Origin of the sequence: Chryseobacterium gleum, assembly GCF_900636535.1 — a bacterium.
Classification (GTDB): domain Bacteria; phylum Bacteroidota; class Bacteroidia; order Flavobacteriales; family Weeksellaceae; genus Chryseobacterium; species Chryseobacterium gleum.
On record NZ_LR134289.1, the window covers coordinates 5,363,258 to 5,378,600 of the forward strand.

A 15,343-nucleotide genomic window follows, 5' to 3' on the forward strand; every position below is an offset into this window, starting at 1 on the left:
TTATGTATAATGTATAATGTATAATGTATAATGTATAATGTATAATGTATAATGTATAATGTATAATGTATAATGTATAATGTATAATGTATAATGTATAATGTATAATTTCTGCTGTAAAGATCGGGAATATTAAAATTCCAGAAACTTCAGTTTAAACTGAATAGCAAAATTTTCCTTGAAATTAGGTGTTGCATAATAACCTACTCTGTAGAATACACCGAGATTGAAATAGCTGGAAAGGAAGTTGCTCCATTCCACACCGACTTCCTGATATAGGTGATCCAGCTTTCTGAACTTAAACTGGTGGTATTCCGGATGTTTCATATCTCCGATAGTTCCTCTCAGGACAAAATCAAAGCTGGAAATATTGTGTCCGAAGCTTTTTAAATACCATGGCAGTTTGTGCGTGAAATAATAGGCTACGAATTTATCATTATAATATTTTCCTCCCTCCAGGGTGGCAAACCCAAGGTAAGAAGTGAGGTTAAAATTAAAATCTTTTCCCGGAGAAGCAAGTCCGTTCATCGTAAAGTTTTTCCAGATTGGTGCTCCTCCCAGAACAACTCCTCCGTATAGTCTGAAACCGGTAGTTCCGATAGGTGTTTTGAAATTATGAACAAAGAGGGCATCAAAACGGGAATAATTAAAATCTCCCTGTAGTAATTTGTAGCTCTGCTCATAATTGAAGTATAGTTCAGGATACTTCTGATCGATCAGAGATTTTCCCTGAGGCGTCATGATATTGGTTGAATTCGGAGAATACTTCAGAGTAAACAGGGTATTGAAGTTTCTGTATGAAGTGCCTCTGTCCCTGAACTGATAATCGAATTCTGCTTCTTCGGTATTTCTTCTTACGGCAAGGGCAAGAGTAAGACCGTTGGTGACATCATTCAGATAAGATAATGTAGCTCCCTTAAAATGAAAATACCTGTCGTTATTCAAATTATTCCCGAAGTTCATCATTCTCATCTTGAAATTCCATAGCTTTCTGTTGAACTCTCCGGAGGCGGTTACATCATCATAAACCTCAAATCTGAAAAAAGAGTTTTTCTCCAGTGTGGTTTTCATGTCCAGTCCCATTCCGTATTTCCATCTTCTGTCTTTTACCCCATAGGCAAAATAATAATCCGGTGAAAAATGAGGATCAAAGTTCTCATTAAGCTTGGCTTTTAAACCTAGTCTGAATCCTTCATAAGAGTTGTAATTCACAATTTCATCCACCGCAAAATCTACGGAACCTACTCTGATCTGTCCGTTCAATAATCCTGACAAAATTTGTGCTTTATTGTCTATTTTATATTTTTTACCTAAGCTGTCAATAGTTTTATAAGTGTTCTGTTCTCTTTCAGTAAGAGCTTCGGTTCTGTAGCGGTCCAGTGATTGTCCGTCAATATTTTTTACCGAGAAAGTGTAGCCTTTGAAATCCTTGGGATCTTCTTCAATAGGAGACTCGAAATCAAAATATTTTGAAGTGAGGAAAGCGTAGGTGCCAAAGCTTTTTTTGTCTTTCTTGTCATCTGCATGCACTTTGTCATCCATAGCCATTTTACCCATTTTCAGCTTGGCTTTTTCGTGGGCAAGGAACCATTTGTTATTGTAAAATACCCAGGTGCTGGTAATGATTCCCTCATTTTTATTCTTACTGAAGTTTTCAATTTTTTTGATTCCGTACGTTTCAGTATCCACATAGATGGCACCGTTATATTTTCGCTTTCTGTCTGGTTTTTTGTAATTCACTTCACGGAAGCGGATCACAAAGTTTTTTCTTCCGTCCAGCGTAACGGTATCAGAAAGAAAGAATCTGTATAGCCCTCTGTTTTCCGGCTTTACCTGTTCGGGGACAACATCCCTGTTGCTCTGCTGAAGGGCGATCATTTCGTAAATAGGCTGCTTCAGACCGGAAATTCTGTTGTCCAGAATATTGATTTTTTCACCATATTTTTTGGAATATAAAAACTCCTGTGCCCTTTCCCAGAGAAACAGCTTGCTTTTTGAAAAAATTTTGCTTGCAGTAATATTATTCAGCGAGTCTTTTTCCCTTTTTTTCTTAAAAATGTTTAGATCATTGAAATACTGGTTAAACTGGGAAAGACTGTCCTCATCAATATCAAGGGAAATTTTTTCATAGGATTTGTAAGAATATGAACCTAAGCTTTTCGGAGAGTTTTCTTTCCAGAGCTTGTTTACTTTTTTTAGAATTTCCAAAGCTCTGGGATCGCTTTTATCTTCAATCACCACCGCTTCAATATTGGTGGTTCTGGATGTTTTTTTCAGCAGGGAAACTTCCATGCTGCTCTCTACAGTAAGGCTTTCTTTCTGATAAGAGTCCGCTTCAATATCAATGTTTTTGCATCCTGTTTTAAATTCCAGAATACCTTGTTCATTGGTATACCCGATAAGCATATTGTCACAGGATACTTTAGCTTTAAAGACAGGCTTTTGACTGGCGTCATCCACAACCTTAATTTTTGTTTGTGAATACCCCAAAAAGCAGATCAGAAAAAATATTAACAGTAAACCCCTTTTCATGTAAAAAAACTAGGTCAAAATTAATAATATTTATTGTGGTAGAAAAGTTTTTAACAGAGTATAACATTGATTTAATCTAATGTTTTTATGGACTTTCCAGGGATTATGCCAAATAAAAAAATGATTTAGATAGTCTTTCTGTATTTTCCTGAGATTACCAATAAAAAAACTCCCTGAGCAATTGATTCAGAGAGTTTTAATTGTTTTTCGCGGTTTGTGTTTTAGAATCGTATTTTATTTGTCATCAAGAGCCTTCATAAATTCAATAATATCATTGATCTCCTGATCCGTAAGCTGCAGAGGCTCATCAGAAAGTGTCTGGTTGTCTACTTTAAATCCAAAACCTTTTCCTCCGCCTTTATTATAAAAGTTCATGACTTCTTTCAACGTTTTATAACCGCCATTGTGCATATAAGGCGCTGTTTTGCTGATATTTCGAAGGGTTGGTGTTTTGAATGAATGCTGTAATGAAGAAACTGTCTCATGAAATTTACCTCTCCCCGGATCATGGTCAAAAGTCTTGTTTTCTCCGTTTACAGCTGCTCCCAGAACTTCCTGTTCGGTTTTCTTGAAATTAGGAGGGACCGTACCGTTGAATAAAGGAAGGAAATGACATATTGCACATTGCGCTTTTCCTACAAAAAGATTAAAGCCCCGCTTTTGATTTTCTGTCATCGCTGATTTATTTCCTCTCATATATTCATCAAAATCAGAATTGAATTTCGCCAGAGACCGGATATAGCTCGCCAGTACATTCTGAAGCTGCCAAACTTCAGTTTTTTGAGAATGATAAATATTTTTGAATGCAGACTGGTATTTTTTATCCTGATTGATCCTTGCAAGAATAACATTCAGATCACCATGCATTTCTTCTTTATTGGAGATCACATCGGAGCTCTGTCCTTCCAGATCATCCTTTCTCATATCCCAAAACTGACCATGCTGATATCCCGCATAGTTAAGAGAAGGGGTATTTCTGGCCAGTTCTGAATTTTCAAGGGACATTGCTTTGGCAAGTCCGTCAGTAAAAGCCTTTTCAGGAATATGACATGTTGCACAGCTCCGGTTATTATTGTTGGATAGAATTCTATCATTAAAAAGCTGATGACCCAGCGCGGCTTTTTCTTCAGAATAGGCATATTCTTTTCCGGGAGTGAAGGCGTTGGGATTAAAAGCATTTTTAGCAAAGAACGTAGCTGCATTTTTGTTTAAAGCGGTTGTTACTTCAACATCCGGGATTTTCTCCTGATCTTTAAATTCAAGCATTAAGGCCGTGATTTTATTCAGATGGTCAGGGATAAAACTGACATAGTCAAACGTATTTTTATCTGTATTTTTTTTCAGAACCTCAATGGCTGAATTGATTTCAGCTTCGATACTTTTTAATGCTTTGTCTTTTGAACGTTCAGTGGAAATTTGTTTAAGCGTTTCCTTAACTCCCTGAAGAGAAGAAGGCATTTCCTGTAAAAACGTTCCTGAAACAGGGGTGTCAAAACCTGAAATCCCTAAGCTTGAAATTCTGAAAGTCTCCTGCCTTAACGCATCAAAAACCTGGTCTTTACTGATGGTAATTACCTGGAAGTTAGTGCTTATAGTGTTGCTTTTATTAACGAGCTTGTTGAGCATTCTGATCACTTCCTCTTTGTTTCTTTTATCATAAGGATAAAACATTTCTTCTAAAACCTGAAGTCCTTCAGGCTCTATCTCTGTATGCTCGTCCATTTCTATTTCCGGAAGGGCGGGACCATTGATGAACCTTGCAGAGTGGGGAAGGAAATATTCTACTGCCCATTCCATTTTTTTATAGATTTTTCTGATATCCTGGAATTTCTGCTGAAGAAGTTTTTCATCGGAATCTTTGGAAACAAGGGTTTTCAGCTCGTTGATCTGTTTTTCAAAATCAGTATTGGTTTTGAGAATCGTTCTTTTTACAGAACCAAGATCTTCATATACTGGCTGCTGCTTATCATTTTTACAATAGGAAAGGGTAAAAAATGCTGCTGCAGAGTACAGGAAGAGGAGTATCGGGTATTTTGAAAGTCTATTCATAAGGATGAAAAAGTATCAACAGAGATTTTCTATTGATACTTTAATTGAATTTGATATGAAGAATTTGAAACTATTTTTCTACGTTTCTGATGATGACAATCTGTCCGCCTTCTTTATTGGCATTGATTCCGGAACCGTCAGGATTTTTGAATTTATCAAGCTGCCAAGTATGAGAGTGAATATTCACAGAGAATGTATTCGGAACTCCGATGATGTCTGAAATATCAACCATTGCTCCGAATTCCCACGAACCGAACTTCTGAAGATCTCCGGACTGGTTGTAAGCAGTCTGCCATGCAGTGTTATTTCTATTATGCTTCATATTCAGCCACGGCTTATATTGTTTGGTAGCAATATTCAGCTGCCAGATATAAGAGTCATGGTTGGCATTTTTGTAGTAAGAATCTCCGTCTTCCTGGATGTAAACAAAGTTTTCAGTAACACATAAGTTGTCAGGATTGATCAGATTATTTCCAGGATTTGAATCTCCTTCAGCAACTACTTCTAGTTTTCCTGTAAGCATATTATTGGAATTCAGAACAAGCTTGTACACTCTTCCCCACATGGTTAATCCAGCCTTTGGATTAATACCATCAGAAGATTCTCCTGTTGCAGTAAAGTAAATTTCTCTTCCTTTTCCAGCCCCTTTTCTGTAATCTACATCTTCAACTCTTGAAAAACGGATCGCGTTATTGTCAATATTTTTCTGGTTGATTTGAGCTCCTGTAAGATTTTTGGCGTTAGGAATTTCAACAAACTCTACATCGTAGCTGTTTCCTTTCGTCATGTCCGTTTCCGTATAGTTGCTGTTTGTTCTCCTTAAAGAATACAGCTTACCATTATCCAGATCTCCCTGTGTATCGGCTACATACATGATCAGCTGTCCTGCAGACTGATGGGAAGATGAATAAGACTGATCTTCACCAATAATGATATAAGTTTTTCCGTTAGAAACATCTTTAGGAAGCGGAACTGCATTTTCCATAGAAGCCTTTCCTAATGCAGGTTTTACTCTTGTTTTATCAGCTGCCTGAGATACCGGTGCCAATGGGTTTAAAGCATGCACCATACTTTCTTCACCTGATTCACCTGCGGTAAGGAACGCACTGAAACCATGAATTTCCGGAGTTGCCAGTGTTGCAGAACACAATCTTGTCATTCCTCCGGTTCCGTTTAAGATATATTCTCCTTTTACAGGCTTAAAAGTTTTGTCTAAATATACTCTTGATACAGATTGCTTGATCTCGTGATTAGTGATCATCAGGTAACCGTCAGAATTAGGATCTTTCATAAGTCCCATTCCGTCCGGCTGTCCTCCGAAAACGAAATCAGGAGAACCTGGAAGCACATCGGAACTGGAAATAAGAGTGGTAATATTTAAATTTTCAAAACCAGGCATCCCAAAAACGAAAGCAGGTTCTTTAGAAAAATTTTCAATTTTGATTTTGTCATTGACAGGAGTGTCAGAGTTACTGTTGTTGTCATCATTGCAGCCTTGAAATACAAGGGAAGCAAAGAGAAGAGCTCCGATAGTTTTGTTAATTTTCATAATTACATTTTTTGAATTTCGATTATGGCAAAACTAAAGGTCTGGTGTTAACTGAGTTTTAAGAAGATAAAACAAATAGTTTAAGATTAGGTGATGATTTGTTAAGGTAAAGTCAATAATTAGAACGGATATAAATAGAGAGACTTTGATGAAAATATTCGTAATAAGAATACTATATTATAACGCAGTGTATGCAAAGCTTTTATTTCTTGCTTTTCTCGTGCAAAAGCATCCTATTTAGCAAAAAAATACAATCATTTCATAGCAGAGTGTAACGCCTTTGCGAACGGAAATACTTAAGATAAATAAATGTTTCTTTGCGATCCTTAGCATTAAATAAAACATATATCCCGCTTGTGTAACCTTTTCCTAAATTATTTTATTTTAATCTCCCACGGATTTCACTGATGACACAGATGTTTATGGGAAATTTGCTTTATCTGATGGAAGTATAATTATTACTCACGCTTAGTCAGAATCAATGAAATTGATTTTCTTCTTTGCTCCCTTCCATACGACGTGCTATACGAAGAACTTTGCGTTAAGAATATAATAGGAGAGATAGGGTAAAAACAACTCCGGCTCTCTCAATTTTGAGACAGCCGGAGTTAAAATTTATAATAGAGTTTTCTATTTTAAATATTCAAAGCTTTTTGGTAAGCGTTTTCTAAACCTTCAAGGTTTTTACCACCCGCAGTTGCAAAGCCCGGATTTCCTCCGCCGCCGCCCTGGATTTCTTTTGCAAGATCCTTTACGATAGCGCCAGCCTGGTAATCTGCAGCAAGATCATCAGAAACTCCAACTGTAATCATTGGTTTTCCGTCTGCATCAGAAAGGATGATCGTTACTGAAGACGGGATTTCTCTCTTCAGCTGGAATACGATGTCTTTCACAGAACCCGCATCCAGAGAAGTTTTCTTCACAAGAAGCTGCTTGTTGCCTTTCTGCTCATAAGCATTTTTCCATTCTCCTATTTCTCCTTTTGCTTTTTCCTTTTTAAGAGCATCTACCTCGGCTTTCAATGAAGTGTTTTCTTCGATCAGCTTTTCAATGGATCTTACTACATCTTTAGACTTTAATAACTGAGAAAGCTCAGTGATTTGCTTTTCAAGGTTTTTGAAGTATTCTTCAGATTTATCTCCTGAAATGGCTTCAATTCTTCTGATTCCTGCTGCTGCAGAACCTTCAGAAGTGATCTTGAAATGACCGATTTCGCTGGTGTTTTTTACGTGAGTTCCCCCGCAAAGTTCTTTTGAGCTTCCAAACTGGATCATTCTCACATTGTCACCATATTTTTCGCCAAATAATGCCATTGCCCCTTTGTCCAATGCTTCCTGAATCGGAATACTTCTGAATTCCTGCAAAGCAATGCTTTCCTTGATCTTATGGTTTACTTTTTCTTCAATTAAAGCAATTTCTTCTTCAGTCATTTTATTAAAGTGAGAGAAGTCGAAACGAAGATAATCCGGACCGACGTAAGAACCTTTCTGCTCTACGTGAGTTCCTAAAACATCTCTTAAAGCTTCATGCAGAAGGTGAGTCACAGAGTGATTAGCCTGAGAATTTTTTCTTTCTGAAGCGTTTACTTTAGCATAGAATAAAGCACCTGCATCTTTTGGAAGACCATTGATTAAAGAAATGATAAGACCATTTTCCTTTTTAGTTTCCAGTACCTGGAAGCTTTCAGCAGCGTTTTCAAGAACACCTTTATCTCCAACCTGTCCACCACCTTCAGGGTAGAAAGGAGAACTGCTTAGTACCACCTGGTAAAATTCCCCATCTTTATTTTCTACCTTTCTGTATCTTGTAATATACGTTTCAGATTCAATCTGGTCATATCCAACGAATGATTCAGGTTTTTCTTCTAAAACAACCCAGTCGTAAACCTTCTGGGCAGAATCTTGTTGGGAACGCTTTCTTTGTTTTTCTCTTTCTGCTTTAAAGCCTTCTTCGTCAATTGTCAGCCCTTTTTCCTCAGCAATAATTCTTGTCAGATCATCAGGGAAACCATAGGTATCATATAATTCGAAAACTTCAAGGGTTGGTAGAACTTTTTGATTGTCTGCAATGGTTTGCTGAATTAATTTTTCAACTCTGATTAATCCTGTTTCAATCGTATTTAAGAATGAATCTTCTTCACTTTTAATAACTTCGGTAACAAGTTTTCCTTGTTTTTCAATTTCCGGGAAGAATGGTCCCATCTGTTCCTGAAGAACTGCTACAAGCTTATAAAGGAAAGGCTCTTTCATCCCCAGGAATCGGTAAGAATAGGAAATCCCTCTTCTTAAAATCCTTCTGATTACATAACCGGCACCTCCACTTGAAGGCAATTGTCCGTCTGCAATAGCAAAAGAAACCGCTCTGATGTGGTCTACCACAACACGGATGGCAATATCTTTTTCGTCTTCTAAGATTCCGGTATATTTCTTACCTGAAAGCTCCTCAACTTTAGCAATAAGCGGAGTGAATACATCAGTATCATAATTGGAAGATTTTCCCTGAAGCGCCATACAAAGACGCTCAAAGCCCATTCCCGTATCTACGTGCTGAGCAGGAAGCTTTTCTAAAGATTTATCTGCCTTTCTGTTGAACTCCATGAAAACCAGGTTCCAAACTTCCACAACCTGCGGGTGATCCTTATTTACAAGGGAAATTCCCGGAACTGCTGCTTTTTCTTCAGGAGTTCTCAGGTCAATATGGATTTCCGAACACGGTCCACACGGTCCGCTTTCACCCATTTCCCAGAAGTTATCTTTTTTATTTCCGTTGATGATTCTGTCTTCTGAAATATGGGACTTCCAGAAATCATAAGCATTCTGGTCTCTGTCCAGATTTTCTGAAGCATCACCTTCAAAAATGGTAACGTATAAATTTTCTTTTGGAATTCCGTATACTTCAGTCAGTAATTCCCAGGCAAAAGCAATAGCCTCTTTTTTGAAGTAATCCCCGAAAGACCAGTTTCCCAACATTTCAAACATGGTGTGGTGGTAAGTATCTCTACCTACATCATCCAGATCATTGTGCTTCCCTGAAACTCTCAGACACTTCTGTGTATCGGCAATTCTAGGGGCGGTAGGGGTTTTGTAGCCAAGGAAAAAATCCTTGAACTGCGTCATTCCGGAGTTGGAAAACATAAGGGTAGGGTCGTCTTTCAGCACAATAGGAGCTGAAGGAACGATTAAATGTTCCTTACTTTTAAAATAATCTAAAAATTTTTGACGTATCTCTTGTGATGTCATAGTATTGCTTTTGCTTTTCTTAGTATCAAATTTTGATAAGATGCAAATTTACTATTTTTAAGCGATTTGTAATAATTTTATGCTATGTTTTGAATGGTGCAGGTTGGGTTAACGGATGTATCGTAAACCTTATAGGTTTTTAAAACCTATAAGGTTTGTGACAATAACAATCAATAATAATCTAATTTTGGAATATCCGTTTAACTTACTACCTTCGTTGTGATCTGAGAAAATATAGAAATCTTTCCTATGACAAAAGATGAAGAATTGAAAAACTGGATAGAGCAATATTCAGGGCCGCTTTTGAAGCGGGCGCTGTATGTGCTTTCAAATAAAGAAGATGCACAGGATGTTGTTCAGGAAGTTTTTCTTGCGGCCTACTCAGCATATAATTCTTTCGAAGGGAAAAGTCAGGCATTGACATGGCTTATGGCGATCCTGAACAGGAAAGTGGCAGATTTTTACCGGAAAAAATATAAATCCGAACCCAATATCAGGCTTGATCATTTTTTTGATGAAACCGGCTCATGGAAGCATAATGATGTTCTGAATGACTGGAATGTATCCGGTGAAGGGGATGAACTTTTAGACAGTGCGGATTTTAATAAAACATTGGAGGAATGTATTGAGGAATTGCCCTCCAGATGGAAGATCCTGCTGAAAATGTATTATATAGAAGAAAAAAAAGCACCGGAAGTAAGTCAGGAATTAAATGTTTCCACGACTAATCTTTGGAAGATTTTGCAAAGAAGCCGTATGCAGCTCAGAGAATGTCTGGAGTTTAACTGGTTTTCAAAATCATAAGGAATAATGATAAAAAGAATACTACACATATTATTTTTACCATGCAGTGAAGCTACTTTACTGATGGAAAAAAGGAATGCCCGATCTATTTCTGCCAAAGAAAACAGGATGCTGAGTATGCACCTGATGATCTGCAAATGGTGCAGGATGTACAATGAAAAGCTGGCTCTTCTGGATAAAGCTTTTAAAAAGACTTTTTCTAAGAAAGAAACTGAAATTAATGATTCTGAAATTCAGGACTTTAAGAATAAAATGATCGATAAGTTAAATTTCTGATAAAAATTCTGTCAGGATTATAAAAAAGCTCCGACTATACTTTTGAAAAAGATAAAGTATTAATTAAAATCTTAAAAACATGGTCGGAACAGTACAGAAATCTAAAAATCAATTATCCCAAACCGGGTATTACATCTCCCTTTTCGGAGCAGCTCTTATTTTGCTTTGGATCGGTATCTTCAAATTTACCCCCACAGAAGCAGCCGCAATAAAACCTTTGGTGGAAAACCATTTCTTAACTTTTTTCGTATATAAAATTATGAGCGTCCAGGCAGTGTCTAATCTTATCGGAGCGATAGAAATTATCATTGCATTACTCCTGATATTTAGTGCGAAATTTGCTGTACTGAAGAAGTATGCGGGAATAGGAATGATTGTTATTTTCCTGACAACATTAAGCTACCTGTTTACTACTCCGGGAATGTGGAAGATAGTGGACGGAGTGCCTGTGACGGATTTCTTTATTGTAAAAGATCTTATGCTTTTAGGATTTGGATTCATGATCGTTCAAAATAATAAGTAATGAATAAAAAGGTAAAAATGAAAAATATATTAATTGTACTCGGAATCATTCTGGGTATCGCAGTATTTGCTGCTGGATCCGGACTTTTCAGGAAAGCAAAGCCCAATGTGGCGGAAATAAAAAAAGAAAATGAGAAAATTATGGATAGTAAAAACGTTAGAGAGATTTATTTTGCAGGTGGATGTTTCTGGGGAACAGAACATTTTTTTCAACAGATTCGTGGGGTTGTAGGAACAGAAGTGGGGTACGCCAACGGTAATACTCAAAATCCTACCTATGAAGAAGTAGTGAGTCATACAACAGGTTTTGCAGAAACCGTAAAAGTAAAATACGATCCGGAACAGGTAGATCTGAAACTGTTAATTGATCTGTATTTTAAAACGATCGATCCTACCAGTAAAGATCAGCAGGGAAATGACAGAGGAAACCAGTACAGAACCGGAATCTATTTCACCAATAAATCAGATGAAGCAGTAGTAAAAGACGAAGTTCAGAAGCTGGCAAAAAACTATAGCAAACCAATATTGGTAGAGACCATTCCGTTGAAAAATTTCTATAGAGCAGAAGACTATCATCAGGATTATCTGGACAAAAACCCTGGCGGATATTGCCACATTGAACCGGGACTTTTTGAAATGGCAAAAAAAGCCAACCCACTTCCAAAGCCAGCCTATCAAAAACAGGATAAGAAAGTTTTAAAGGAGAAACTGACCGCTGAACAATATAATGTCACTCAGGAAAACGGTACAGAAAGACCTTTCCAGAACGAATACTGGAATGAAACACGTGAAGGAATTTATGTAGATATCACAACAGGAGAACCGTTGTTTGTTTCTACAGATAAATTTGAATCCGGATGTGGATGGCCAAGCTTTTCAAAACCAATTACAAAAAGTCTGATTGAAGAAAAAATGGACCGCTCCCACGGGATGACAAGAGTAGAGGTAAGAAGTAAAACCGGTGATGCCCATTTAGGACACGTTTTTACAGATGGCCCGCAAGATAAAGGAGGACTTCGTTACTGTATCAACAGTGCTTCTCTGAAATTTATTCCAAAAGCAGAAATGGAAAGTAAAGGATACGGAAAATATCTTCCGTTGTTAGATAAAAAGTAATGTGAAAGAAAGGCTGCCGGATGGCAGCCTTTTTATTTTAATTTAATGATGTAGTTGAAATCTTTCTTTGATGCTGAACATGGAGATATTCAGAAATATAAGGAATCCAAAAATAAAGTAATAGATATCTTTTGGAAGTTCTGTGAGAAGCAATTGTATTTTTTCAAAAAAATCAGGTTTATATTCTGGTCTGATAACATCATTACAAAGCAAACATTCATATTCAGGAAATTGCATTTTAGGATCAATATAGTTGTAAACAGCAAAAATGTGTCCTGTTTTCTCCAGATCAACTGCATACTGTTCTTGCTTAGCGATCGCCAGATCATTCAAAACAGAAACAAAATCACCATAGCTATTATTTTGATCTAAAATAAACTCAATACCAGATTCTTTCTCATTTCTTTTCCGGAGGTTTTTCAGTTCAGAAACATATAATTTTGAATTTTCTTTGGCTGCACCAGGAGCTATTTTTATTTTTTTGTAAGTCCAGTTTCTTACGGATTCAAAATTTGCAAAAGTATTTTTAATCCCTTCTCTTTCTTTGGCAGGAAGTCCAATGTCTATCACAGAAAGATTAATATCTTCAAACTTTCGATTTCCATAATACCAGAACAAAACAGGTATCAGTACAGCACTGATTAATCCCGGAAAGTAGTATATTTTTTTCATGCTAATCTTTTTCTTTGGATTTGGAGATTTTCTTTAATGCTGAACATGGAAATATTCACAAACAATAAAAAGCTGAAAATTACATAGAATGACTGTTTAGGAAGTTCGAGTAAATATTTTAATTTATCAAATCCTTTATAATTGCTTTCTTCTTTATAATAAATGGTTGCAGCTTCCGTTCCGCAAATAATATCATAACCTCTTTCAATTTTATTCGGGTCTTTATAAAAATGAAGTGCAAAAAAATGACCTGTTTTCTCCATATCAACACCGTAAGCTTCTTGTTTGGAAAGTTCCATAGCATCTATCAGAGCAATAAAATCCTGATAATTGTTTTTATCATTGATTACAAACTCAATTCCGGATTGTTTCTCATTTCTTTCCTGCAGTTTTTTAAGTTCTGAAACATAAAAACTTTGATTTTGAAGCGCTGTGTTGGGCTTAACTGTGATTTTTTTGTAATTCCAGTTTCTATAGGGTTCAAAAGTGTTGTCTAAGGGAATGTTAGGTCTTATTTTTGCTGGAATTGCCAGTTCAATTGCAGTATACGGTGGCTGAACTCTCTGACTTCCATAATACCAGAATAAAACAGGAATCAGCATAGCACTGATCAATCCCGGAAAATAGTATATTTTTTTCATGGCTAGTTTTTAGTAATCCTGAATGAAAATTTTGAGCCAAAAAAAGTGATCCGAAAACGAATCACTTAAAAAACGATTTAAATATTTTAATGATTAAATCTTTTAATCTTCAGTACTGAAAACTACCAATCTCTTTTTCTCAGAATCCAGTAAGATCCGAATATAAAAATACCACACCACACCAGACAGGCAATAAGACTTTCTGTAGGGTAATGGAAATCATATTTTACACCCATCACTTTGGCCATATTCAATCTCATCATCGGATTGGGAATAAGGTTAGACATACTTTCCAATGGCAGAAGATGCGTTATAAAAAAGTCATTCTGAAGAATCTCATTTCTTTGTGGACCTTGCATTCCTTTTACTTTTGAGAATACTTCAACAGCGGTTAAAATCCCTTCCCCAATCCAGAATACAAAAAGAGCAAGAAATACAAAAATTGATTTTCTCAGTAAAATGGACAGAAACATTAAGAAGCAGAAGAAAGTAAATAGCTTGACAAAGTAATTTCCGATAAAGAAAATTTCAGCAAAAACCTTTGCAGATTCCGTTGTATTTGAGTATTGATACCCCAGGAACAAAGTAATTCCCAATACAATAGCTGTTGAAACAATGGTGAAAATAGTTATTGTCAGCAATTTAGAAGTGATGAATTCCTTTCTGCTCAGTCCGTCAATCGTATTCTGTTTGAACATTCTGTTGCTGAACTCCTGTGAAATGGAGAAAACAATAATCAGTCCCAGGAAGATTTTCAATAAGGCAACAATCCATGTAGTGAAATTCCAGATTTCCGGGAAATTATAAATTCCCTGCTCCTTTAAGTTAACAGTCCCTCCAAAAACATCAAAGTCAACCAATCCGATGAAAAGCAAAGCAATAAGAATGGCGAAATAAAGTATCGTGAAAACTTTGAATGGCTTATAATTCAGGTTTTTGTAGTATTCCAGTTTTAATAATTTTATCATGATTAATTCGTGTTTTTTACAAGTTCAAGGAATTGAGATTCAAGGGACAGCTTTTTCTTCGTCAGATGGGAAAGATAAATTCCCTTCTCTGCCAGCTTCTGATTCATTGCTGAAGCTGAAATTGAAGCATCATCACGGATCTGCGCTTTGATAAGGTCGCCTTCCTTATTGATGGAGGAAAACCATTGAAGTTCATACAAGGCATTTAAAAGCAAAGTGTTGTTGTCTGCTTTTAATTCGAAATATCCATTGTTGGAGGTCATTTCATCCACTCTTCCGCAGTAAATGGAATTTCCTTCTTTTAATACAATTACGTGGCTGCAGATTTTTTCAATTTCATCCAGAAGATGGCTTGCAATAATAATGGTGATGCCTTGTTTGGCAATATCGCTGATGATTTCTCTGATCTGTATGATCCCTTCAGGATCCAACCCGTTGGTAGGTTCATCTAAAATCAATACTTCCGGATTGTTAAGCATGGCAGAAGCTATAGCCAGACGCTGTTTCATCCCCAAAGAAAAAGTTTTGAAAGCATCTTTTCTTCTTTCGTACAGATTAACGGTTTTCAGAACTTCATCAATCCTTGTATAAGGAGTACTTTTAATTTCTGCAACAATCTTGAGGTTGGTTTCCGCACTTAAATAAGGATAAAAGTTAGGCTGTTCAATAATAGCCCCGATCTTTTTTAAGGTGTCCGGATCTGTTCCCTTTTTTCCAAACCAGAACCAGTCGCCGCTGGTAGGGTTGATGGTTGAAAGCAGCATACCGAAAGTGGTGGACTTTCCACTTCCGTTAGGCCCCAGCAGTCCATAAACATTACCTCTTTCGACATCAAAAGAAATATTGTTGACCACAACTCTTTTGAATTTCTTCGTCAAATTTTTTACTGATAAAATCTTTTCCATGTAATTTGTTTTACATAGTAGTAGTCTATATAAATTAGAGAATGTTACAGAATTAACAAAAATCAATATT

Annotated in this window: 12 protein-coding genes; 4 read left to right on the forward strand and 8 right to left on the reverse strand. The window is 36.5% G+C overall.

The window, feature by feature from the left end:
• Window positions 1–132 precede the first annotated feature (132 nt).
• From EL165_RS24675 to alaS, 4 genes are all read right to left on the reverse strand, one after another.
• Complete coding sequence (locus EL165_RS24675) at window positions 133–2,460, reverse strand: hypothetical protein (RefSeq protein ID WP_228370538.1); 2,328 nt, start codon at window positions 2,458–2,460, stop codon at window positions 133–135.
• Between the two features lie 306 nt (window positions 2,461–2,766).
• Complete coding sequence (locus tag EL165_RS24680; protein WP_002980816.1) at window positions 2,767–4,581, reverse strand: cytochrome-c peroxidase; 1,815 nt, start codon at window positions 4,579–4,581, stop codon at window positions 2,767–2,769.
• Between the two features lie 70 nt (window positions 4,582–4,651).
• Window positions 4,652–6,130, reverse strand: a complete 1,479-nt coding sequence (locus tag EL165_RS24685; RefSeq protein WP_002980814.1) for a PhoX family protein — start codon at window positions 6,128–6,130, stop codon at window positions 4,652–4,654.
• A 635-nt stretch (window positions 6,131–6,765) separates the two neighbouring features.
• Window positions 6,766–9,369, reverse strand: a complete 2,604-nt coding sequence (gene alaS, locus EL165_RS24690) for an alanine--tRNA ligase (protein ID WP_002980812.1) — start codon at window positions 9,367–9,369, stop codon at window positions 6,766–6,768.
• 249 nt (window positions 9,370–9,618) lie between these two features.
• On the opposite strand from alaS, the gene EL165_RS24695 reads away from it, so the two are divergent.
• The 4 genes from EL165_RS24695 to msrB all read left to right on the forward strand — a co-directional run bounded on the left by EL165_RS24695 (window position 9,619) and on the right by msrB (window position 12,087).
• Window positions 9,619–10,173 (forward strand): sigma-70 family RNA polymerase sigma factor, encoded by a 555-nt coding sequence (locus EL165_RS24695; protein WP_002980810.1) that lies wholly within the window; start codon window positions 9,619–9,621, stop codon window positions 10,171–10,173.
• Window positions 10,174–10,179: 6 nt separating this feature from the next.
• The gene (locus EL165_RS24700; RefSeq protein WP_002980809.1) at window positions 10,180–10,449 is read left to right on the forward strand and encodes a hypothetical protein; all 270 of its coding nucleotides are present in this window, start codon (window positions 10,180–10,182) and stop codon (window positions 10,447–10,449) included.
• A gap of 79 nt (window positions 10,450–10,528) precedes the next feature.
• The gene (locus tag EL165_RS24705; RefSeq protein ID WP_002980807.1) at window positions 10,529–10,972 is read left to right on the forward strand and encodes a DUF417 family protein; all 444 of its coding nucleotides are present in this window, start codon (window positions 10,529–10,531) and stop codon (window positions 10,970–10,972) included.
• Window positions 10,973–10,989: 17 nt separating this feature from the next.
• Window positions 10,990–12,087, forward strand: a complete 1,098-nt coding sequence (msrB, locus tag EL165_RS24710; RefSeq protein WP_041461854.1) for a peptide-methionine (R)-S-oxide reductase MsrB — start codon at window positions 10,990–10,992, stop codon at window positions 12,085–12,087.
• Between the two features lie 42 nt (window positions 12,088–12,129).
• On the opposite strand, the gene EL165_RS24715 is transcribed toward msrB, so the two are convergent.
• The 4 genes from EL165_RS24715 to EL165_RS24730 form a co-directional block, all read right to left on the reverse strand.
• Window positions 12,130–12,759, reverse strand: a complete 630-nt coding sequence (locus EL165_RS24715) for a hypothetical protein (protein WP_002980803.1) — start codon at window positions 12,757–12,759, stop codon at window positions 12,130–12,132.
• Window positions 12,756–13,400 (reverse strand): hypothetical protein, encoded by a 645-nt coding sequence (locus tag EL165_RS24720; protein WP_002980801.1) that lies wholly within the window; start codon window positions 13,398–13,400, stop codon window positions 12,756–12,758. The genes EL165_RS24715 and EL165_RS24720 overlap by 4 nt, the downstream gene beginning before the upstream one ends.
• A 122-nt stretch (window positions 13,401–13,522) precedes the next feature.
• Window positions 13,523–14,368: an ABC transporter permease gene (locus EL165_RS24725; RefSeq protein WP_002980799.1), complete on the reverse strand. Its 846-nt coding sequence runs from the start codon at window positions 14,366–14,368 to the stop codon at window positions 13,523–13,525.
• A 2-nt stretch (window positions 14,369–14,370) separates the two neighbouring features.
• Window positions 14,371–15,273 (reverse strand): ABC transporter ATP-binding protein, encoded by a 903-nt coding sequence (locus tag EL165_RS24730; RefSeq protein WP_002980797.1) that lies wholly within the window; start codon window positions 15,271–15,273, stop codon window positions 14,371–14,373.
• Window positions 15,274–15,343 lie beyond the last annotated feature (70 nt).

Bases quoted from the DNA above. Each gene is read 5' to 3' on its own strand.
- EL165_RS24730 (WP_002980797.1), bottom strand. From the start codon at position 15,273: ATGGAAAAGATTTTATCAGTAAAAAATTTGACGAAGAAATTCAAAAGA.
- alaS (WP_002980812.1), bottom strand. From the start codon at position 9,369: ATGACATCACAAGAGATACGTCAAAAATTTTTAGATTATTTTAAAAGT.
- EL165_RS24700 (WP_002980809.1), top strand. From the start codon at position 10,180: ATGATAAAAAGAATACTACACATATTATTTTTACCATGCAGTGAAGCT.
- EL165_RS24680 (WP_002980816.1), bottom strand. From the start codon at position 4,581: ATGAATAGACTTTCAAAATACCCGATACTCCTCTTCCTGTACTCTGCA.
- EL165_RS24715 (WP_002980803.1), bottom strand. From the start codon at position 12,759: ATGAAAAAAATATACTACTTTCCGGGATTAATCAGTGCTGTACTGATA.
- EL165_RS24725 (WP_002980799.1), bottom strand. From the start codon at position 14,368: ATGATAAAATTATTAAAACTGGAATACTACAAAAACCTGAATTATAAG.
- EL165_RS24685 (WP_002980814.1), bottom strand. From the start codon at position 6,130: ATGAAAATTAACAAAACTATCGGAGCTCTTCTCTTTGCTTCCCTTGTA.
- EL165_RS24705 (WP_002980807.1), top strand. From the start codon at position 10,529: ATGGTCGGAACAGTACAGAAATCTAAAAATCAATTATCCCAAACCGGG.
- msrB (WP_041461854.1), top strand. From the start codon at position 10,990: ATGAAAAATATATTAATTGTACTCGGAATCATTCTGGGTATCGCAGTA.
- EL165_RS24695 (WP_002980810.1), top strand. From the start codon at position 9,619: ATGACAAAAGATGAAGAATTGAAAAACTGGATAGAGCAATATTCAGGG.
- EL165_RS24720 (WP_002980801.1), bottom strand. From the start codon at position 13,400: ATGAAAAAAATATACTATTTTCCGGGATTGATCAGTGCTATGCTGATT.